The sequence below is a fragment of the Parabacteroides sp. ASF519 genome (genome assembly GCF_000364265.2).
GTDB lineage: Bacteria > Bacteroidota > Bacteroidia > Bacteroidales > Tannerellaceae > Parabacteroides > Parabacteroides goldsteinii.
Genome location: NZ_AQFV02000004.1, coordinates 1 through 23,085 on the forward strand (window position 1 = coordinate 1; position 23,085 = coordinate 23,085).

The 23,085-nt window shown below is 41.0% G+C and carries 14 protein-coding genes and 2 pseudogenes; 5 read left to right on the forward strand and 11 right to left on the reverse strand.

The genetic code is table 11. The annotated features are described in order from the left end of the window. From C825_RS00220 to C825_RS00255, 8 genes and pseudogenes are all read right to left on the reverse strand, one after another. Positions 1-390 (reverse strand): RagB/SusD family nutrient uptake outer membrane protein (locus C825_RS00220; RefSeq protein ID WP_250690537.1); only part of this gene is annotated, 390 nt, incomplete at its 3' end. A gap of 268 nt (positions 391-658) precedes the next feature. Continuing rightward, a pseudogene (locus C825_RS00225) lies at positions 659-3,891 on the reverse strand (SusC/RagA family TonB-linked outer membrane protein). Positions 3,892-4,616: 725 nt separating this feature from the next. Next, positions 4,617-5,864 (reverse strand): uroporphyrinogen decarboxylase family protein, encoded by a 1,248-nt coding sequence (locus C825_RS00230; RefSeq protein WP_010800941.1) that lies wholly within the window; start codon positions 5,862-5,864, stop codon positions 4,617-4,619. Between the two features lie 36 nt (positions 5,865-5,900). Next, positions 5,901-6,929 (reverse strand): L-rhamnose/proton symporter RhaT, encoded by a 1,029-nt coding sequence (locus C825_RS00235; RefSeq protein WP_010800942.1) that lies wholly within the window; start codon positions 6,927-6,929, stop codon positions 5,901-5,903. Between the two features lie 5 nt (positions 6,930-6,934). Continuing rightward, complete coding sequence (locus C825_RS00240) at positions 6,935-7,636, reverse strand: vitamin B12 dependent-methionine synthase activation domain-containing protein (RefSeq protein WP_224264106.1); 702 nt, start codon at positions 7,634-7,636, stop codon at positions 6,935-6,937. After that, complete coding sequence (locus C825_RS00245) at positions 7,633-8,631, reverse strand: uroporphyrinogen decarboxylase family protein (RefSeq protein ID WP_010800944.1); 999 nt, start codon at positions 8,629-8,631, stop codon at positions 7,633-7,635. The genes C825_RS00240 and C825_RS00245 overlap by 4 nt, the downstream gene beginning before the upstream one ends. Before the next feature lie 6 nt (positions 8,632-8,637). Continuing rightward, positions 8,638-9,306 carry a cobalamin B12-binding domain-containing protein gene (locus tag C825_RS00250; RefSeq protein WP_010800945.1) on the reverse strand — a complete coding sequence of 223 codons (669 nt, stop codon included), beginning with the start codon at positions 9,304-9,306 and terminating at the stop codon, positions 8,638-8,640. A 39-nt stretch (positions 9,307-9,345) separates the two neighbouring features. Then, complete coding sequence (locus tag C825_RS00255; RefSeq protein ID WP_009860107.1) at positions 9,346-9,669, reverse strand: L-rhamnose mutarotase; 324 nt, start codon at positions 9,667-9,669, stop codon at positions 9,346-9,348. Positions 9,670-9,829: 160 nt separating this feature from the next. Between C825_RS00255 and C825_RS00260 the strand changes: the two genes are divergently transcribed. The 3 genes from C825_RS00260 to C825_RS00270 all read left to right on the forward strand — a co-directional run bounded on the left by C825_RS00260 (position 9,830) and on the right by C825_RS00270 (position 15,253). Then, positions 9,830-10,810 (forward strand): FecR family protein, encoded by a 981-nt coding sequence (locus tag C825_RS00260; RefSeq protein WP_010800946.1) that lies wholly within the window; start codon positions 9,830-9,832, stop codon positions 10,808-10,810. Positions 10,811-10,976: 166 nt separating this feature from the next. Next, positions 10,977-14,465 carry a TonB-dependent receptor gene (locus C825_RS00265; RefSeq protein WP_010800947.1) on the forward strand — a complete coding sequence of 1,163 codons (3,489 nt, stop codon included), beginning with the start codon at positions 10,977-10,979 and terminating at the stop codon, positions 14,463-14,465. Positions 14,466-14,488: 23 nt separating this feature from the next. Continuing rightward, positions 14,489-15,253, forward strand: coding sequence for a RagB/SusD family nutrient uptake outer membrane protein (locus tag C825_RS00270; RefSeq protein WP_010800948.1), 765 nt, complete (start codon positions 14,489-14,491; stop codon positions 15,251-15,253). Here the strand turns inward: C825_RS00270 and C825_RS00275 are convergent. Beyond that, positions 15,223-16,881 carry an IS1182 family transposase gene (locus C825_RS00275; RefSeq protein WP_010800114.1) on the reverse strand — a complete coding sequence of 553 codons (1,659 nt, stop codon included), beginning with the start codon at positions 16,879-16,881 and terminating at the stop codon, positions 15,223-15,225. The genes C825_RS00270 and C825_RS00275 overlap by 31 nt on opposite strands. A gap of 117 nt (positions 16,882-16,998) precedes the next feature. Between C825_RS00275 and C825_RS00280 the strand changes: the two are divergent. Then, positions 16,999-17,802 (forward strand): annotated as a pseudogene (locus C825_RS00280) (RagB/SusD family nutrient uptake outer membrane protein); the annotation flags it as partial. 258 nt (positions 17,803-18,060) lie between these two features. Then, complete coding sequence (locus C825_RS00285; protein ID WP_010800951.1) at positions 18,061-19,662, forward strand: glycoside hydrolase family 31 protein; 1,602 nt, start codon at positions 18,061-18,063, stop codon at positions 19,660-19,662. Positions 19,663-19,717: 55 nt separating this feature from the next. Here C825_RS00285 and C825_RS00290 read toward each other — a convergent pair whose 3' ends face one another. Next, a complete protein-coding gene (locus C825_RS00290) occupies positions 19,718-21,871 on the reverse strand; it encodes an alpha-N-acetylglucosaminidase (protein ID WP_010800952.1) in 2,154 nt (717 codons plus the stop codon). Positions 21,872-21,881: 10 nt separating this feature from the next. After that, a complete protein-coding gene (locus tag C825_RS00295) occupies positions 21,882-23,054 on the reverse strand; it encodes a family 16 glycosylhydrolase (protein ID WP_010800953.1) in 1,173 nt (390 codons plus the stop codon). Between the last annotated feature and the right edge of the window lie 31 nt (positions 23,055-23,085).

Sequence of the window (23,085 nt, forward strand, 5' to 3'; positions counted from 1 at the left end):
TCCGGCTTCAGTGCCTTCCACCAAGTCGTCATTAGAAGGAAGACCTGCAGCCGCTTCATCCAGCAGATTTACTATATAATCAACAACATTATCTACCGGTTCACGATATACTTTTACCTCTTCCGGAGTAGCCGATACCGGCAGATTGACATCCATAATAGGTATAGGACCATACATTCGGAACAAATAAAAATGATAATAGGCTTTCAGGAATTTTACTTCTGCTATCCAACGGTCACGTTCATACGAAGGTAAATCTGTTACTTTATCCACATTCTCAAGAAATATATTACAGTCACGAATACCATCCCACAAAGCCGGAATGACAAAGGAATCCCCTGATTTAGCTCCGCTCCAGAAGTTCATATAAGGATCATTCACTTTCTGCATGCCACGAGCTATATAACCCGGCAGAATTAATATAAGAATGGCACCAAACTTCATCTGTAGCAGCAATCGCCGGTCCACGAGAAATCGCCATGCCTCGGGCGATAGCTATAACAAGTATATAAAATACTTTTCACATGCTGTACGATTACGGAATGCATAATCAATTGTCGCCATATTATCCGGAACAATATCCAAATAATTACAAGAGATACATTCCAGTAATACGATACAGAACAGTAAGCTTTTTAATAATATATTTTTCATCATCTTATTTACATTTTAAGAATGACAACTGAACTCCGGCATTAAATACTCTCTGGATAGGATATCCCAAACCATTTCCACCCATTTTCCGGATCCCACAATTTAAATTTAGAGAAAGTCAGCAAGTTGGTTCCGCTTAAATAGAAACGTAAATCACTTATATGGCTTTATCAATAATATGCTTCGGAATACGATAACCGAATTCCAATGATTTCAATCGCAAAAATCCGCCATTCTGCATAAACCATGTTAGATTTCTTATTGTTATTTTCAACTACGGATGTAGACAGACGCGGCCACAATGCTTGTGTATTACGATCAGCTTCCGACCAATGGCTATCGGCATACGCTTGCAACAATGCACTTTGGTTTCCAATAAATGGGAAGTTTTTTCTACATCAATCCAAAACGATTCCCTTGCCAATCCTTGGAAGAAACAAGAAAGGTCAAAATCTTTATATCCCATAGAAAAACCAAAACCGTACACAATTTCAGGACTGGTAGGATAACCGATAGCTGCCTGATCTAATTCCGTTATTTTCCCGTCACCGTTTCAAATCCTTATATTTAATATCTCCAGCCATATAATTACCAAACTGAACCGGAGAGTTGCGGATATCTTCTTCATCAATGAATAAGCGTTCAGCAACATAGCCATATTCTTGAGCCAACGAATGACCGATACGTGATTTCCAAGGCGTACTACTATAATCTGGTTCTTCATATACTAAAAACTCACTAGTTGCATACGTGAAATTAGCACGCCCCGTAATCCATAAATCTTTATTGATCGAGTGATTATAATCAAGCGACATATCAATACCATGGCTCTTTGCTTCTCCAACATTTGCTCTCAAACTACTTTGAAGCCCCATCGTCTCCGGTATGGCAGCACGATCCATCAAAATATTCCAACGCTTTTCCGTGAAATAATCTGCCTGGATTTCAATTTTGTCAAATAAGCCTAATTCAATACCATAATTGGCCTTACGTGCAATTTCCCAAGTGATGTCTTCATTCGGATAACGACTAATGGAAATTCCGCTCAACCCACGCCCCCTCTATTACCTAACGTACCGAAAGATGAGCCCAGATATGAGTTATTCATATTCACATTAGATAAATAGAAGAAGCGGTCGTCTTCACTACCGATTGCATCATTACCAACTAAACCATAAGTTGCTTTCAATTTTAACTTGGTCACTGTCTTTTTCAAAGCCTCAGGGAAAAAATTTTCATTGGAAATGAACCAACCTAAACCTCCGGAAGGAAAGAAACCAAAACGTTCTTTTTTTGCAAAACGTTCAGAACCGTTATACCCAAAGTTAAATTCAGCGAAATAACGTCCGTCGTAAGCATAAGTATAACGTCCTGCCAAACTGATATTTCGTGAAGGTAATGACTTTTGTAGGTCACTTTCATTTCCATTCTTCGATTCCCTCATCGTGAAAACCAACAAGCCGCCAACATTATGTTTTTCATGGAAAATACGATTCCAGTTCAATGCACTTTCAAAATAAAGAGCAGAATTAACCTTTTTTTCTCCCGGCACATAATTCAAATATTCCGTGCCGCTCTGTTCATTCAATATATTCAGTTTGTAAGTATCTGAGGCCTTGTCGTACATACCTGCTGAATAATAAAAAGGATTATAAGCACGTTTTACTTCAAAGTATGAATAACGACTCGTATTAAACAATCCCCTCAAAGAAAGACCTTCGGTTATGAAATCCAATTTTTGCTCCAATTCAAACTGGGCAAACATATTGGAAGTCGAATATTCTTTATACCCTTTTACCATCTCTGCATACGGATTCATATATTGTGCCTTATCTGCATTACCAAATAAAACATGTTGAGTATATTTATTCGCTTCATCAGGCAAATAATAGGGCGGAAACAACGCCGGATTGGCATTCATCACTTTCTTATACAAATTATCTCCGCCATCCAACGGACCACTATAATCGTCAAAAGTACCCTGCAAACGAACCTTTGCTGTTGTTGTAGGTGTTACTTTAATATTTACGTTGGAACGTAAAATATAACGATTCAAATTGACATTATTATTAAAGTTACTTACACCGTCTACTTTCTGATTTCCTTTATCTGAGTTATAAGTTCCTGTGATATAATAACTGGCAACTTTACCACCACCACTTAAGTTGAAATTCAAGCGACGACTATGAGCCTGTTTTTTAAACATAATATCATACCAATCATTAGCAGGGTAAAACATACGGATTTCCTCCGGCAATCGTATTATCGATTTTCTGTTGTGAATACATAGTTGCTCCCAGTGGGTCACGTGTTTTAATGGCCTCATTGTGCAGCTTCATATATGTTACCGCATCTGCCAAATCAACCATACTTGTAGGGGTTGTGATAGACTCTTCATAACGGACATTCAGTCTGGCTTTCCTTCAACACCTTCTTTCGTTGTAACCAAAATAACGCCATTTGCTCCACGCGAACCATACAGGGCTGTTGCTGCAGCATCTTTCATAATATTAAAACTGGCAATGTCATCTGGCTGGATTTTTGACAAATCTGAAGAAGATATTTCATTATTATCCAACAATACCAATGGATCTTTTTTATAACCGAATGTTGTTACACCGCGAACGAAGAATTCTGCATTGTCTTGTCCAGGTTCTCCACTTCTCTGATAAGCAATCAAGCCGGAAATACGACCAGCCAAAGATGTTGTCAAGTTACTACTGGAACTTTTAAATCAGTAGGTTTAACGGAAGTAATAGAAGAAATAACCGATTCTTTTTTCTGCTTGGCAAAAGCAACAACAGTAACCTCTTCCAATTCGTCAACTTTAGGTTTCAATGTAACATTCAGTTCTTTTTTACCTATAACAGGAATTGTTTGCGTTTCCATTCCTAAATAAGTAAAGACCAATTTGTCTGATTCTTTTACTTCTATAGAATATGTCCCATCAACATCGGTAGTTACCCCCCTCGGCGTTCCTACAACCTGAATAGCAACTCCAGGCAAAGGTTCACCTAAATCATCTGTCACTACTCCACTGATTTTTTTCTGTTGTTGCATTGGAGCAGGAATAAGAGCCATTCCTGCTTTTTTGACTTTATTATCTGTAATAGTAGATTTTTCATCAGCTCCAGTGGCAAAAGCCGAATCTGCCAAAACAAATAAAAATGTCGTAAAAACGAATATAGGAAGGGATCTTTTAGCTACCATCCCTATTTCAATTCTTTTTTTATTCATAATAATTACTTAGTTTAAGAGTTTTAACCAGTTTTACATTTGGTTTAATCTTACGTGAACCGAATAATTGTGTAAACATTATCCGTTTTTAGCATACTGTCCTTTTCTTTATATCATAGGCATTAAATTTAGGTTTACAAATTCTTTTATATTCATTAATACTATAGCTATATCTCATCCACCTTCAATTCGTATTGAGATTAGAGATAAGGTCAAACAAAAGTTAATACAAATATCAAACGACTATTCATAAGTCTAAACCATAAAAATCATCACCTTTGCAATCTATTATTGCATACTTATAAAAAAAGTCTCTGAACCATAGTCTTTGTAGAACTATGGTTCAGAGACAATAATTATTCCGAGATAATCAGTAAATTGCGTCAAAAATATGCAGACAAAACTCAACAAACGTTTTGTTAAAGGTTAAAACTTCACCTTTTACCCCTCTATTATTAGTTTAATATCGGATTTTGCAAAAAAAAGAACGGATTTTTAAACGATTTTATCGGATGTTTTTCTATTTTTGCAAAAAGATACGTAGTTCTACAAAAACTATGATCATTATTTAACTAATCATCAATCCCTGCCTATATATATTGAATCACATTTTATTCTTTAACAGACGGAGGAAACAGTGCTTTCGTTATTTTCCAACGTACAAGTCAAACAGAAAGTACACCCCCAAAAAGCATTGTTTTTTTTATATTTTCACATCATCAACTTCATTTATTATTAAACTCTTTCACCGCATCAAACATCGCGATAATATTCTCCGGCGGAACATCCGGAAGTATATTGTGCACGGTATTAAAGACAAAACCACCTCCGGACGACATGATCTCCAGACGCTCCAGGACTTGTTCACGAACTTGAGCCGGTGTACCGTTGTTCAGTGTACCGACGGTTTCTACACCACCGCCCCAGAAAGTACAATCCTGTCCGAACTCTTTTTTCAGAAATTCGGGAGACATATCTACGGCATTGGTTTGTACCGGGTTGAAAACTTCAATTCCTGCCTCGATCATATGCGGCATTAATGAAGAGATGGAACCGCAGGAATGGATAAAGGTATGCATCTGACTATGCGATTTTACATAGTCACATAACTGTTTATGACGGGGTTTGAAAAGGGTTTTATAAGTATCCGGATCCATAAACGGACCGGTTGTCATCCCGAGGTCATCCCCGAAGCGGATAATGTCAACTATATCGCCGACCGAAGCACAAACCTTTTCAAGTGTTGCCAGGTGACGTTCCAGTAACTCATCCAATACACGTTCCACCTGGTCCGGATCACAAAGCAGGTCCATCAGGAAATTATCCATCCGCCACAGGAAAGTTCCCCATTCAAAAAGATTGCAACCGCAAACGATCATCAATGCCTTATCCGTTGTCTCCCGCAAATGCAAGGCATTTGTTCTCAACTGTTCCCAAAAACCGTCATCGGCAGCATGATCCCAGGGACTGTGCACATAACGCGACCACAGGACACGTCCCATCTCTTCATCCAGACCGTCGTAACTATCAGGATAGCCATCCACGTAAGGGAAATAGGACTGGTCGAAGAATGTGGCACCTTTCGGCATCATTGCTAACAGGCGTTTACCATCGGTATCATAACAATGCCAGGAACCGTCGGGTTGTTCTACAGGACTGAACCAGGCGGGATACAGGGCTTTATCGCCATTAGCCAGTATTGTCTCCTGCCAGTCGGACGGACTCACATTAAACGTACGGCCGATATCGAGGACATCGATACCGAACTGATCGATAATCGACAGATCCGGCTGTGCCAGTTGCTGCACCACATCGTAAATCTGAACCGGGAGGTCGGTACGCCCCAGGTGTTTTAATAAATTGGAATAGGCAATTGCCGAAATACCCGAACTGGGAGTTGCTCCCATATCGACCGGAACACGGTCAGGCTCTTTATGAGCTATAGCTGATAAAACACGCTCTCTTGAAGTCATAATTTTCAATTCTCAATTTTCAATTTTTAATTATCCTCACTCTCCGCCACTCATTCCTATAATGAAAGAGGCAGCAACCAATACGACCAGTCCGGCATACATCCATGCTTTTGTCTTTGTATCCGTAGCCTTCCATTCACCCCGGTACAATCCCCAAAGGGTAGCAAAAACAATGGTCAGCGACATCAATATTCCCCAGGCCGTAAACGAGAACTCTCCCATCCGGCTTTTCCCCATGCCGTAAAAGATAAAGTTGACAAACCAAAGAAAACCCGCCAATCCGCAATACAGGTAGTTGCTTGAAACAGCGATATCCTTTGTCTTTACAAAGACTTTCAGGTTATTATTCTTTTTCGACAGGAACAAGCACCAAATCGCAGTCGCCAGAAAAGAACCGCCGAACAATACGAAAAAGACAGGTAACGTCTGGAATAGCGGATCGATACCCGAAGCGACCAAAGCAGATGAAATCCCCGTGCCCTGTTCTATACCCAGGGCTTGCGAAGCACCGGTTATTCCGACAAAGAAAACCAGCACCAGTCCTTTTCCGAAATTAAGTTCCGGGTTCGCTTCCGGTCCGGCACCTTTATCTTTCCGGTAACCGGCATATCCACTCAAAGCAATACCGACTGCGGCAATCAGCAAACCGGCTATCAACATAGTCCCCCCGGATTGTTGCAAGAGAATATTCAAACGCCCGTCGATAGCCGGAGGAATGATTGTTCCCAGTATCATCATCAATCCCAAAGAAAGCGAGAAGCCTAACGAAAGCCCCAGATAACGCAGGGAAAGTCCGAAGGTAAGATTACAAATACCGTAGATGATCCCCAGTAAAAAGATCCATCCCAACGTCTGTGCCGGGACACCGGACAGCACATTCATAAAGCCCGGACAAAAAACATAGCATGCCACCAACGGCACGATCACATAAGCAAACAAACTATATATCAGCCAATAGTTTTCCCACGCCCAGTTACGGGTCTTTCCAAAAGGGATCGAGAAACTTCCCGACGAAAACGCCCCGATAGCTATCAGCCCGATTCCGAATAATAATTCAAATGTCATAACTCTTAATGTTTTTTTCTTCTAATATTCCGATACGCACAAGAGGCGCTGTTACAGATATCACAGCCATAAGGCCGCTTTCTGACCTCATCCCCTATTCCTATAATTCCGCTAACCGATTTGATCGGCTGCATCAGACAAGATTCATTGATAGTGATCCCGGTCGGGTGGTCGCCGATATAGGCAAACAGATCGCGCTGCCCTGACAATGCCCATTCGCAATAGCCCGGACTGTAACGGTTCGTGATCTTCTTTCCCTGTTCTGTCATATCTTCTTCCAAATACTGCTGCACTTTATCCATTGCATTTTCAACGGTCGCCGAGCCGATCGACTCGACAACGAATGCCTCCAGAAAATCACCGTTCTGCTGATAAGCTTGTGACAACCCGGTAAAAATTTTCCCTGCCGTACAAAGAAATAAAGCTATCCGGCCGGATCCTTTCATATAACCGCTAATCTTACGCCCTGTATGCAAATACCCTGCAGAACAAGCGACTATTCCTTCTCTCATATTTACTTCCGGACAATCCAGTACGCGGTATCCACCGATAATCTCTTTCGAATCTTTCAATTCGTCAAAGGTTTTCTCCACAATCTCCGAGACGAGTGCATAACTCTCTGAATCCGGGATTTGGAGATACTCCATCAATACCGGTATTTCCGGACGAACCTCTTCAAACGAAAATGTGTATGACCGGAACATCATTTCCCTGTATTAAAATCGGCTATTGCCTGATAAAAGGCTTTGATATTTGCATCCGGGACCAAAGGCGGCATATCACAACCGGAAGAGATAACAAAGTTTTTATACTGCGATGTCTTTGACAACAAATCAGCAGTAATCCGGTACACCTCTTCCGATGTGGCCTGTTTCAGAATGCCGACAGGGTCGATGTTTCCCATCACGATGAGGTCTGACGGGCATTGTTCCAACGTCTCGACCATATTTACGGCATTTCCGAAATGTAAAGCTGCAGCGCCGGAATCGATCATTGCCTGGGTACATTGTCCTTTATTTCCGCAATTATGTAAGATCACGGCAAAGTTCTCATCCTGTACCGCCTCCACTATCTGCCGGACATAAACGGTCGAATATTCCTGACAGTCTTCATTGGAAAGTAATCCGGCAGCCGGTTCGGCCATGATCACACCTGTTGCGCCGATCGCTTTCAGCTCCCGGCAATAAGCTGTAATATAAGCTGTACATTTATCCAACAGCGTTTTTACCACATCCGGTTCGATATAAATACCGACCATAATCTCAGACATATCATAGAGTCTTCCCGCTAATGAGAAAGGGCCGATACAACCGGACAGAACAGGTTTGTCTTTTATGTTTTCCACTGCCAGGCGGTTCGCTTTCAGATATTCCGGCATCCGGCCTGCAGACAAAGAAGGGACCTGCAGGTTATTCACGGTTTCTTCGTCATACACCAGACGCCCGGTAACACTGGGTACCTCGTGTTCCGGCATACTGATCGCACAACCAAAAGCCTCCGCCTCGACAGTCAAATCCATAATGACGGTACAAGCCGTTGTATGATAGGTTTCCGTCACCTGTTTGATTGCCTGATAATGAACCTCGCCGTCCGTAACGGCATCGATCACTTTTTTCCCGATCGCTTCAATGCCGGGATGGGTCATGATAGGGATAGCGATCCGCTTGTCGCTATCCTGTAATTGTTTGATAAACTTATTCATACGCCATCAGGCTACGATTGAATCCAACCAGTTGATATTATCCTGCGGATCACGGGCATAAGCATCCGCCCCGATCTTTTGAGCAAATTCCGCATTCAACGGTGCTCCACCGACAACCACTTTAGTTTCGGGATATTTTGCACGTATAGTGGCGATCATCGGTTGCATATTACTCATGGTAGTAGTCAGCAAGGCAGACATACCGCAGACAGCTCCGGGATGTTCGTCCAATGCCTGAATATATTTCTCGGCCGGCACATCCGTCCCCAAGTCGATCACTTCCCAACCGGAGCCTTCCACCATCATGCCTGTCAGGTTCTTGCCGATATCGTGCAAATCACCCATAACGGTACCGATAACAAATACACCTTTTCGTTTGATCTCGCCATTCTGAAAAAAAGGTTTCAGGTGCTTCATGGCACTATTCATCGCTTTAGCCGATAACAGCATTTGAGGTACGAATATCTTCCCTTCCGTAAACTTATTGCCGACCCGGTTCATTGCCGGTATCAGGGCGTCATTCAGTACGGATTGAGGAGATAAGCCGTTCTCCAATGCTTCCCGGGTCAATTCGTCAGCACCCGGTTGTCCTTTCATTGCCGGTGGATAGGGCGATGCAAGACTGATCTTGCCGAATTCCACGCATTCGCCAAGTTTAATAATAATGTCGTTCATGTTCAATAATATTTAAAGTCTATTCTATTTATATGCTATTCAGTCTGTATGGAAAACTTCTTCCATAGCAGCCCACCATTCGCCGGGAGCACGGTTCTCTACCGGTTGCTGGCAGGGGTCGGTGAGCTTCCACCATTCCTGTGTGGTCGGATCGGCAGCCATTCGCTGCATATCCTTTTCATAATCATTTCCGATATATTCATAATAGCTATACAGCATTCCGTCTTTGTAATAAATGGAGTAATTGCGGATATTACATTCACTGATCATAGCCAGCACCGCCGGCCATACGGCTGCATGCAATTTCTTATATTCCTCCAATTTTTCAGGCTTTACGCCGATAACACTTCCATAACGTTTCATATTTTTCTGTTTATTAGATTAAGTATGAGCAAAAATAGCAGAAGTAAAAGAGTTGAAGTTTTCATTTTGCGTGGTTCTTTTGACTGTTTCCGAGATTTGAAGAATTACTTAGTTCATAAAGGACTAAGTCACTAAAGACGACGAATTACAGGGGAATAGTATGGAACATGATTATACAGAGTTAGTTATAGGTTACTTGCAAGGTAATCTTTCCAAAGAAGAAACAGACCTTTTTTACGATTGGGTGAATGAGAGTGCCTCCAACAAAGAGACATTCTTTGAAATCAAAGCAATGTATGATGCCGGTCTGTTTTTAGGAAAACCGCTGGATACGGCTTCCAGCTGGCAGCGTTTGCTTAATAAAAAGAAAAATTCACAAACTCGCCGGTTCAATCTTTGGTACCAAATAAGTAGCTATGCAGCGGTGGCCCTGATAGCTGTGGCGATTAGTTCTGTTTTCTTTTTATTTATCCGTGATGACGACAAGACTTTATATTCTAAGTATATAGGAGGTGACGGCCTGGAGGCAGATGTAATAGAGTTACCAGATGGTACACATGTTAGTCTTGGCTCAAAAACGACTTTCCATTATGATAAGAATTTTGGAAAAGATAAACGTATTGTATATCTGGAAGGTGAGGCATATTTTGAAGTCGCCAAACAAAAGAATAAACCTTTTATTGTAAAGACAAAAGAACAGGATATCGAAGCCCTTGGAACCAAGTTCAATGTAATGGCTTATCCAATGGATTCTATGACAATCACTACGTTGCTGGAAGGATCAGTTCGTCTGACAACAATGCATATTGCTAAACAAACGATATTGGAATCCAACCAGCAGTTTGTATATAACCGGAATACAGAATCTGCTATCCTTCGAAAAGTGGATGCCCGGCAATTTGTATCGTGGACTTCCGGTTATTATTATTTTCATGAACAAAGTCTAAAAGCAATTTTAGATCGTCTTAGTCACGTTTATGGTGTAGAGTTTGCTGTAAGTTCTAAGACATTGAATAAGCGTACTTTCACCGGAACTTTCTATCGGGGACAGAGTATTAAAGATATTATGGAAATAATAAATTTATCTATTCCGGTCAAATATAAGATTGACGACCATCATGTGACGATTTCGGAAAGATAAGTTATAAGAGTAGTTAACTTTTAAATTCAATAGTATGAGTGGATAACGTAAGTAATTAAAAAAGAAGGGAAAAAATATCTTGCCGGATATTCTTTTCTAAAGTATGTGATTCAATTAAACTTCCATTGCCGTGGAAAATGTGTTTAATCTTAAAACAATCAAAAGTATGAATTATCAACGTATAGTTGTTTCTGTAAACCTGAAAAGAACTATTAAAATTATGAAGCTAACCGTGTTAATGCTTATTGTTTGTCTATCACAAATGGTAGCAGCAACTTATGCACAAACCACCAAATTGAGTCTTTCTATTAAAAATGAGACACTGGAATATGTACTGAAACAAATAGAAAAACAGTCTGAATTCCTGTTTTTCTATAATCTGGAAGAGATAAACAAAAATGAGAAAATCTCTATTACAAAGAAAAATGCAAATATCCAGGATGTTCTGGATGCTATCGCCACTAAAACAGGTTTGAAATATACCATTAAAGATCGCCATATAGTATTAACGACAGAAATATCATCACCTGTAACAGGCATAATACAACAAAACCGCAAAATAACCGGTACAGTGAATGATACTTTTGGACCGATTGCAGGAGCAAACATTATCCAAAAAGGGACAACCAACGGAACAACTACCGATGTAAACGGTAATTATTCGATCGAGGTTCCGGAAAATGCCGTATTGCAAATATCTTTTATAGGATATATCCAACAAGATATAGCAGTAAAGGGTAAAAGTATAATTGATGTATTATTGAAAGAAGATACACAAGCACTGGAGGAGGTTGTTGTCGTCGGTTATGGCACGATGAAGAAAAAAGACCTGACAGGTGCTGTTGCTTCTGTCAAAATGGATGACGCACCGGTGGGAACTGTTTCGACTATCAGCCATGCCCTGGCCGGAAAAGCTGCCGGTTTGCAGGTGAGCGCTGTAAGTGCACAACCTGGTGGAGGTACAAATTTCCGTATTCGCGGTGCTGCCTCTGTTAATGCAAGTAATGATCCGTTGATTATTATCGATGGTTTTCCCATAAGTACTCCTAATGAGGATAAAATCAAAACAGGAAAATATTCAAGCGGAACAACCGATAATATCCTGGCTTCTATAAATCCGAATGATATCGAGTCTATCGAAGTATTGAAGGATGCAAGCTCTACCGCTATTTATGGTGCACGTGCAGGTAACGGTGTAATCATTATAACTACTAAAAAAGGTAAGACCGGTGCTCCCACTGTTACATATTCAGGAACAGCCAGTGTTCAAACCCTCGCTAATTCTTACGATATGCTGGATGCAAAAGATTTTATGATCCAGTCTAATCGCTATCAATACGAACAATGGATGAAGGATAATAAAATAGGTATTTATGGAGGAAAAAATGAATCGGAAGCCTCTTCTACTTATACCCCACGTTATACAGATGCTCAGATTAGTAATCCAACAAATGATACAAATTGGTTTGATGAAATTACCCGTACAGGTTTTCAGACCCAACATAATATTTCAATTAATGGTGGAACTGATATGACAAAGTATTTAATATCCGGTAACTTCTTCAAGCAAAACGGAGTAGTGAAGAATAATGATATGGAACGTTATACAGGTCGCATGAATCTGGAACAGGTAATCAGCAAATATGTAAAAGTCGGTGTAAATCTGACATTGTCAAGAAATCAGATGAACAATGTCCCATTAGGTTCCGGACAAAATGAAAATGCCAGTATCATGGTGGCTGCAGCTCAGTTTAATCCAATTCTAGGCATTAGAGATGAAAACGGCGAATATATTTTAAATGACGAAGCTGCATTTTTACCGAATCCGGTTTCATTACTTGACATAACAGACAAAACGACCAAGGAAAGATTACTGGCTACTTCTTTTATAGAAGTAAAGCCTATCAAAGATTTGACTTTAAAAGCGAATCTTGGCATTGATCGTAATTATCAGAAACACAAGGTGTATTTGCCTAAAACAACTCTTTATGGAGCTAAAAAAGACGGGCAAGCAGATATTGCCCAGTATGATAAATCAGATTATCTGTTAGAATTAACTGCCAACTATGCAAAACAATTTGGTAATCACAATTTGAATGCACTAGTCGGTTATTCTTTTCAGCGTTTCACTGATGAATCTTTATCAGCAGGAAACAGTCAGTTTCTTATTGACGGTTTCTTATACAATAATCTGGGAGCAGGAGCTTATCCGAAGCCTAGTGTTGGTTCTTCTGCATCCAAAGATGAAATGGCGTCTTTCTTCGGTCGCGTAAATTATTCTTTCAAAGATCGTTACTTACTGACAGCCACATTACGTGCCGATGGGGCTTCCAACTTTGCCCAAAATAACCGTTGGGGTTATTTCCCATCTGTTGCTTTAGGTTGGAGATTTACTGAAGAAGAATTTATGCGTCCGTTAACAAACGTACTATCGAATGGTAAATTACGTCTGAGCTATGGTCAGACCGGTAATTCCAATATTGGTAATAAGGCGATTTCCTATTACAAAACCGGCAATAATAATGAATTTGGAGGAACTGAGTCAGTCGGTGTTTATCTGGACCAAATGGGTAATCCTGACCTGAAATGGGAAACTACTACTGAATGGAATGTCGGTTTGGATTTAGGTTTCTTCAATAACCGTTTGAATGTAACGGCTGAATACTATCATAAAGTCGTATCAGATCTGCTGAGCGAACGCACATTATTATCTTATAATGAAGTAAGCAAAATTGCCGCTAATATAGGTGAAACGCAAAGTCAAGGATTTGAATTGACAATTAATACCAAGAATATTGATACAAAAGATTTTAGTTGGAATTCGGATTTTACATTCTCTTTTTATCGTGATAAATGGAAAACTCGTGATGCGTCATGGAAACCGGCAGCTTATTCACTGTACGATGCACCGATCCGTTACTATTTCGGATACATGTCCGATGGCTTAATCCAGGAAGGAGAAACTGTAGACTGGATGGCAGGCTCAGTACCTGGTCAGGTAAAGATCAAGGATTTGGATGGTTATGTATATAATGAAGACGGTACACTAAAAGTTGATAAATACGGTATTCCGGTAAAAAGTGGTAAACCTGATGGGAAGATTGATGAAGCAGATATGGTTATTTATGGTAGTAAAGATCCTGGATATATGATAGGATTCAACAATACGTTACGTTATAAGAATTTTGATTTCAATATCTATTTCTACGGACAGTTTGCCCTATGGAATATAGGTTCTTATAAAGACTTGTGGTTAACCGGAGCTGATGGTATGACAGGTATTGTAAATATGTACCGGGGGTACAATATGCCTGTTTCATCTAAAGATGTATGGTCTCACGATAATACTTCGGCAACTCGTCCGGGATACTTTCAGGATAAGAGTCCGGTTTCTGCAGGAAGCACAAGTACGGGTAAGATTGGTGACTACTATCTTGAAAAAAGTTGGTTCATCCGTTGCCGTAACATTACTTTAGGATATACGATACCGATGAAACAGTCAAAGAAAGTTTTATCTAATATCCGTGTGTATGCAGATATCAATAATCCGTTCACAATTACTCCCTACAAAGGGCTTGACCTGGAAACAGACAATTCCGTATGGGCTTATCCGAACGTTAGGAGTTTCAGCCTTGGATTAGATATAACATTTTAATTAAAATCTAAATTGAGTATAATATGAACAAGTTACTATATATATTATCCTTGTCGTTGACAACAACCGCATTTTTACCCTCTTGTACAAATCTGGAATCAGAAATGTATGATGTGATTAATCCGAATATCTTCCCCGTTAACGAAAATGATGCCAATGCATTAGTTACAGCTGCCGCTTACGCCCCCTTTCGTTCAAGTTGGTATAGCGGTCTTTTCACAGCAGCTAACGGTGGCATTCATGTTATTGGAGAAATGACGACTGATATAGGTTATTGTCAGTGGAATGATGTTTACTGGCCTGATTTATTGGAAGTAAATTTTACTCCATCATCCGACTGCCCAACAAAAATCTATAAAGATTATATCAACTATATTGGGAAAATGACATTAGCTCTAGATCGTATATCAAATATCGAAATGAAAGATGAAGCTAAAAAACGATTAGAGGCTGAAGTCCTCTGTGGTCGGGGATGGTTAGCTTATATATTATACGATTTTTATGGTCCCATTCAGATACCGACATTGGAACAGTTGAATAATCCGTTAGGGGAAATAATTATATCCCGCGTATCCAAAGAAGATATGGTCGCATTCATTGAGAATGATCTGAAAGCAGCGATAGAGGTGTTACCTGCAACTTACAAATCATCTGATAGCAACTACGGACGTTTTACCAGAGGTCTGGCTTGGGGGTGTGTCAAAACTAAGGCACATCTCCTTTTTTATCTTAAAAATAGTCGTTCCTCTTTTTTTGTCTATGCGACTATTTCTTCAGTAATTAGGTAAGGCTTAATATTCCTCGTATGTTGAGCCACACGTGGTCTGATAAAGATAAATATAATGTGTGTACTCCTTCTCTTTCCTGCTTTTAATAGTTTTGTACACATCTTTTTGATATTAAAAGCTATAGCAAAGAAGGCAAAGTCCATTGTAACCTTGTCTTCTCCCACATGCCGGAACCTTTTGTATGCCATGTTGTGTTTCATTTGTCCAAAAACTGCTTCCGGTTCTATACATCGCCTTCCCCTATGCCTGAAGCCTTCTTTCGAGAGTAACCTTTCCCGTGCCAGCCGTTTGTATTGGTTTAATCGGTGGTTGACTTCTATAATACGGTTCCCCCGGGCTTTAAAGCAACTACCACGTAAAGGACACCCTTCACATCTTTGTGCTTTATACCGGGCACTTTCGGTGATGTATCCGCTAGCTGTTTTGTCACTCCTGGTTCCTATACGGTTCATGTGCTGCCCCATAGGACAAACGTAATAATCCTCTTCCGCATTGTAATGGAGACTCTCCGCATGGAATGGATTGGGGGTATAACGGGGACGCTGTTCTTTATGGAAGTAGTTGTACTTGACAAAGGCTTCTATCCCATTATCTTGCATGAATCGGTAATTTTCTTCCGAGCCGTAACCGGAATCTGCCACACCGACAGTCGGTAAGCGGTTATAGCGTTGCTCAAAGGAGTGGAAGAAAGGTATGAGGGTCAGTGTATCGGTTGGATTGGGAAACAGTCGGAAGTCTATGAGGAATTGGTTCTGGGTACCTATTTGCAGATTATATCCGGGCTTGGTCTGCCCGTTTCTCATGGCGTCTTCTTTCATGCGCATGAAGGTGGCATCAGGATCGGTCTTGGAATAGGAGTTGCGTTCTCCAAGAGTGTCAAGATGGTTGTCGTATTCCATCAACTTGTCACGGTGTTCCTCAAGTTCCCGGACTTGTTTCTTCTTTTCCCGGATGACTTTCTTTTGTTCCTTGTCCTTTGTTACAGGCTGGTGTTCCAGCACCTCTTTAAGTTCATTCACTATATCTGAGAGCATGGCGGGAGTGAACTCTACGGGTGTGTCTTTGGTGGAGTTCTCTTGGGCTATGGCTTCATCCACCTGCTCCAGGAGAATGCGGATCTTATCCATCAGCTTTGTACGGTTCTTTTCGACTGTCTTGCGCCAGACAAAAGTATATTTGTTGGCTCTGGACTCAATCTTGGTACCGTCGATATACTCTACGTCAAGGCTGATGAAACCTTTGTCGACAAGGACAAGAACCAACTGCGTGAATACATTATTTATCTCTTCTTTTACACGATTACGGAAACGGTTGATGGTAATAAAATCCGGATGTTCATTACCGGAAAGCCAGATATAATGAATGTCACGTAGGAGAAGCTTCTCTATTTTGCGGCACGAATAGATATTGTTCATGTAGGCGTAGATAATCACCTTAAGCATCATTTTAGGATGATAAGGACAACGACCGGTTGCTTTATAAAGCTTCTTGAAATTGTCAAGATTGAGATTATCAACAACTGTATTAACTATGCGAACCGGATCATTCGCTGCTATGTTTTCATCAATTCTTCCGGGAAAAAGAACTGTTTGGTTGGGAATGTAAGGACGAAAATGTAACTTTGCCATAATGAAAAACTTTATGCCTAAAGATACAAAAACTTTGGGTAATAACAAAGCCTGGGCTTGTGAAAGTCTGGGCTTTGTGCATAAAAAAAGGTTGTGCCAGCGTTTTGACACAACCTCATGCATGAAAATAACTGGGCAAAAGCAGAAGAATGCGGACGGGAATTGATGAAACCGGAATATGGATATGGACTGATGAATAATTACAAGGATATTTTCACTTTGGAAAATGAAGGAAATATTGAAACGATCTGGGCTGCGATCTGTAGCAGCAGTGTAAATCAGCAACTTTGGCAGGCTCATGTTCTCTCCAGTCAGTATCCGACAAAGAATGAAAGCATCCAGAAATGGGGTGGTTATCGCGTTTTATGGGACTTTTATGAAACATTCGATAAAAACGATAAACGATTAGAAGTGTTGGTCGGTGAATTTGTTGGGACAGATGGTAAACTTTATAATAAAGAAAATCCGGGTACTGTATTACAAACAGGAGCGATGCCGGTTAAATACGGAGAAGACCCTGCAGCAACCGGTGAAGAAAGCCAGATAGACTGGATCGTATATCGTTATGCAGATGTAATTACTTTATTATCGGAGGCTATTGTCCGTAATAGTAATGCTGTGACGCAAGAAGCTGTCAGCTTATTAAATATGGTACGTTCGCGTGCTGGTATTTCTACCTATAATCTCTCCGATATCAAAGGTGTCGATGATTTTCTGGAAAAAGTACTGGAAGAACGTGGTCATGAACTATGGTTTGAAGGTGCTCGCCGTACAGACTTGATCCGTCATGGTAAATACATTGAATACGCCCGTAAATACAGAGGATCTGTAACCGCTCAGGATTACATGAACCTGATGCCGTTACCCCAGTCCATTATTAATGAAAGTAAGGGTACTGTTATCCAGAATCCGGGTTATTGATAGTACGCTTATCAGTAACTATTGATTCTATAAGATCTTTGTGCAGTATTGTTAGAAATCAATAATACTGCATAAAGATTTTTTTATTTTATCATAGTAAATATTGTTCACATACGCTGAATACCTCTCTTTTTCGTTATGATACACAAATATTCTTTCATAATAATTTTTATTCTGCAAAATCGGAAAAGGACTATATTCCAACCGTAAAATGTATCTTTGTAGAAGTATTCGAATAAAACTTTTAATAATAACGCTATGCATTCAAGGAAAACACTTCTTCTATTTTTTCTGGCAGCATTTTTTACATTATCATGCTGGGCAGAAAGTAAATACGAATCAAAAATCACATCCTTAAAAGGTGAAAAATGGTGGGGAGGCATAGTTGCCCTCGGGTCCCAGATGCCTTTTAAAGACGATATCCGCTTATTCGATCTTGCTTCTGAAAATCTGAATAATCAGAATGTTCCTCTTCTTTTATCTTCTGAAGGAAGATATATCTGGAGTAACAAGCCTTTCTCTTTCAAACTAGAGAATGGAAATCTGCAAATCTTTTCAGATTATGAAAGCCTGGAACCGATATTGGCTGGAAATACGTTGAAAGATGCTTATATGGCAGCCTCTACAAAACATTTTCCTCCTTCCGGACAGTTACCGGATTCATTATTTTTTTCCATGCCTCAATACAATACCTGGATTGAACTGATGTACAATCAGAATCAGGAAGATATATTGAAATATGCTGATAACATAATGAAGAATAATTTTCCGGTCGGTGTTTTCATGGTAGACGACAACTGGCAGAAATATTACGGTAATTTTGATTTCAAACCGGAGCGTTTCCCCGATCCGAAAGGAATGATCGATCGGTTACATAAAGACGGATTCCGCATCATGCTATGGATTTGTCCGTTTGTAAGCCCTGACAGTCCTGAGTTCAGGGAATTACAACAAAAAGGCTATTTGATCAAAAAGAAAGGGACTAAACAAGCTGCAATTATCCCCTGGTGGAACGGTTATAGTGCTTGTTATGATTTAAGTAATCCTGCTGCCGCGGAGCATTTGAAAAAACAATTGCGCAATATGCAGGAACAATATGGAGTAGACGGATTTAAGTTTGATGCCGGTGACATCGGTCATTATAATGATCCGACTTTAGAATTCTATGACAAGGCTGCAACCTCCGTGGATATGTGTGAATACTGGGCCAAAATCGGGTTGGACTTTCCGTTCAATGAATACCGTGCCGGTTGGAAAATGGGTGGACAGGCTTTAGTACAACGTCTGGGAGATAAGGATTATTCCTGGAATGCAGTAGGACTCCTGATTCCTGATATGATTGCTGCCGGATTATTAGGGTACGCTTATGCTTGCCCTGACATGATCGGCGGAGGCCAGTTCGGTTCTTTCCTGGGAGTAGACCAGACAAAGCTGGACCAGGAGTTGATTGTTCGTTCCTGTCAGGTACATACACTGATGCCGATGATGCAGTTCTCCGTTGCGCCCTGGCGTATCCTGGATGAAAAACACCTGGCTATTTGCCGTGATTACGCTCATTTGCATGAGAAAATGGGTGGTTACATTTTGGAACAGGCTCGTCATTCTGCAGAGACCGGTGAACCAATTCTCCGCCATATGGAATATGCTTTCCCACATCAGGGATTTATCGACTGCAAAGATCAGTTCATGCTGGGTGATAAATATTTAGTAGCTCCCATCGTGACAAAAGGACATAAACGCAAAGTAATGTTGCCCAAAGGGCAATGGAAAGACGATACCGGTAAAAAGTTCCGTGGCCCTAAAACGATAGAGATAGAAGTTCCGCTGGAAAGGTTACCCTGGTTTGAAAAGATTAAATAAAAACAGATCCCCGAGAATTAATATAGTTCCCGGGGATTTTTCTCAAAATATATTTCTAGTTAAATACTTCTTTGAATATACGTTTTACAGTCGAAATACAATCACCCTCCGGTTCGGATGAATAAGAATCCGTCAATTTTGTCCAGGGTTCTTCCAATGCGTAGAAATCGATTGCAGTCGGCTTTTTGCCATCCAGTAATTCGTTCTGATAGTCGAACCATGTTTTCCATCTCATGTAATAGAAGTCTTTCAGGATACCGTTCCATTCTTTATGGGCATAATCACGCAAACCGCCTTTATCGGCAGCATTGCGGTTCCCCCAGGTCGTGATCTGTACACGGGCATTCCATTCATACTGGTCTTTTTCTTCCGGGGTATTTCCGAGAGAGCGGGCCCGGGCGATCCAATTTCCGACTTTAAATTCCGGACGGGTTCCCAGTAACTCATCTTGTAACAGGAGAAGTTGCAGAAAGCGGTTGGCAGCTGTATTGTAAAGCTGTTTATCACCGGAAGCAAAGGAGGCTTCCACTACTTTTTCCACCAAACGACCTTTTTCGGCAATGGCCTGGCGGACGATGTCTACCAGATCGTATTCAAAATTATTATTACCTGTAAACTGGTCAGCTACGGAAACCATCATGGCTGCGGCACGAATAACGTCATCCGGATTGTAATAGTCACTCATTTCAGACCAACTCGATACCAGATAAGGATGATCGGAAGGGCGGGCACAGAAAATAGATTCGTGAGTACCCTGTTGCGTATTTTCCGGCGGACAATTATAAATGGAATTGCTTAGGAGAATCCAGGCCTCCTGCACGGTTGGGTTCGCTTTTCCGTAACGGGCTACCGTGTAGTTTTTAAGCCACTCATTTTTATCGAAATGTACCGGGCACCAGGGGAGTTCCGTCAACAGTTCGAACATGACCGGATTATTTTCGCTTCCTTCCATTGTCATTCCTACACCACGCAATGTTTTGCCGAAAGAGCTTTCTTTGGCTTTATAGTATTCGTCGATCACGTGCGCCATTTTACCGTGCAGACCTACATTGCCGCCGTAGTTCAGCAACATGCAATAAATCCAGTCGTGCTGGCCGAAACCGTCTTTGCGATGCCAGGTAGATTCGGGATCCCCCCACTGCGGGCGGCTTTCGGAAAACAGGTCCAGGACGATCATATCGCCGGCTTTCAGATTCTCAATCATTTGAGAGCGTGGATTTGCCTGCCAGGCTTGTGCCACCCATACGGCTTTCGGATTGTTTTTCTTCATAGCCTGCATAATTGCTTTTCCCGCGGCATCCAAGTCTACTCCGGCTACGCTTCCACCTTCATGGAAGGGATCCATGCTGTAGAAGTTAGCTTTGCCGTAGAGTTTGTTCAGCTCTTTATAATACAGGGAGGCTATTTCCTGGAAGCGGGGATCTGTCGGTTGCAGGAATGCAGGGCGGTGGTAACCACACCATAGTCCGGGGTCGGAAACATTCAGTCCCAGTTTTTCTTTTGCATTGTGAGGAACCATTCCCGAATAACCGGGGAAGACGGGTTCAATGCCGTATTCGCGCATCCGTTTTACAATACGCTGTTGCAGGGTGATCTGCTGTTTGTACCAGCTGTCGGGATTCGGTCCACCCCAGCCTTCCAGATTATTCATCAGCCACCAGGCCTGAAAACCGGGGCCGGCAATAAACTCGTTGATTTCGTCTTTATTGTATCCTAACTTTTTAAGTACATTATACCAGACGCCGTCCGTCCCGACCATGGCAAGCGGCAGGTTGATTCCATGCAGAGCCATCCAGTCGATTTCCTTTTCCCAACGTTCCCAATCCCAGAAAGCCATGGTATATGAATAGGTGCAATAATTGAAATCGTAGCGATATTTCATATCTGTTTCATGACGTTCCTTTCGGACGACAGCTGGTAAAACTTCCGGAAGCTTGGCTTGCATGCCATTCCAGGAAAGATGGATTCCGGCATGATATTTCAGATACCAGTTTAATCCTACCGCTATATTTACCGGGTTATTTCCACGGATGACGACTTTGTTTCCTTTCTGATCCAGTTCGAAAAAATCGACCGGGGATTTGATCTGTTCGATAATGAATTTACCGGAAGCTCCTTTGTCAATGCGTTCCAACAAAGCCTCGACGGGTGATGCAGCTTTGGCTATCACCGCGATGAATAGTAAACATAAGAGATGAATTATTTTCATAGAATTAATCTTATTTGATAGTGATGATTAACGTAGCTTTTTGCCCTTTCAATAATGACTCCGGTAATCCTTTGATCTGGCCATCTACAATAACAGTTCCTTCTTTTTGAACTTTTTCAAAGGCTTCCTTATTTAAAGGTTCCCATTCCACAAATTGTTGAGTTGTAGTACCGTCATTATAATGTACATTGACAAACGAAGGTGTATATAACAATTCGCGGGTAATGTGCCCGTCAATATTCCGTAAAGTAGCTTTCCCTTCGGCAACTTGTAAACAGGCAGGTTCGATAGAGGTAATGCACAAATCATTCTCCGGAATGCTCTTGTATCCTTCCGGTATTTTTTTGTACATACGAATGTAGTCGATATCAAAACTTTTAGGATAGGGAATGGTTGGATCATAAGTACCTGTCCAACCATCTTTGGCTTTCCGGTTATCATAAAAAGAAATGATTTGGATGAGCGGATAGGTAATCGCTGCTTTATGTTTCATAACCTGTATGCCATCGACATAAACAGTGACACCTTCCGGTGTCCAGTCGAAGCCATATATATGGAATTCTTCTGCCAATTTTTTATTGGCAAACCACGGATGTTCCGTATGATATTGAATGGTAGAATCTTTCCAGCTATGTACTGTTGCCCAAATGCGATTGACATCAGTTCCCAGTATTTCGAATATATCGATTTCACAACTTTGATTCGGATCGTCTTCGAAACCGATGAGCCACCAGGCACAATGAACACCTCCGCCATTCTGCATCTTGGCACGCATTTCGTAATATCCGTACTGATTGATCTGAGTTGCTTCGGTTTTTATCTGGTGAAGTGCTTTTTTCTTTGGGTCATAATGATGCAGCCCGGTACGACTGGCACTCATGAAACCGGAAATATACATACCGTTATCAAATTCATTCTTTGAGTTCTTGTCAATGATAAGTCTGATAATACCATTCTTCATTTCATAAGTCGGGGTACAAACGGATCTGTCTTTAGGCCATGACGGCAAATACTCCGGAATCCATTTATCGGTATTAATTTCTTTACCATCAAATTCATCATGGAAAATTAAGCGGTATCCTTCTTTTTCCAACGGGTTGGGAGGATAGTCCTGAGCATTGGAAGGTAGTATATTACTTATAAAAAGTAAACCGGAGAGAAATGTGTAAAACAAGTGTTTCATGATATTTAGTTTTATTAGAGAAAAAAGGCCG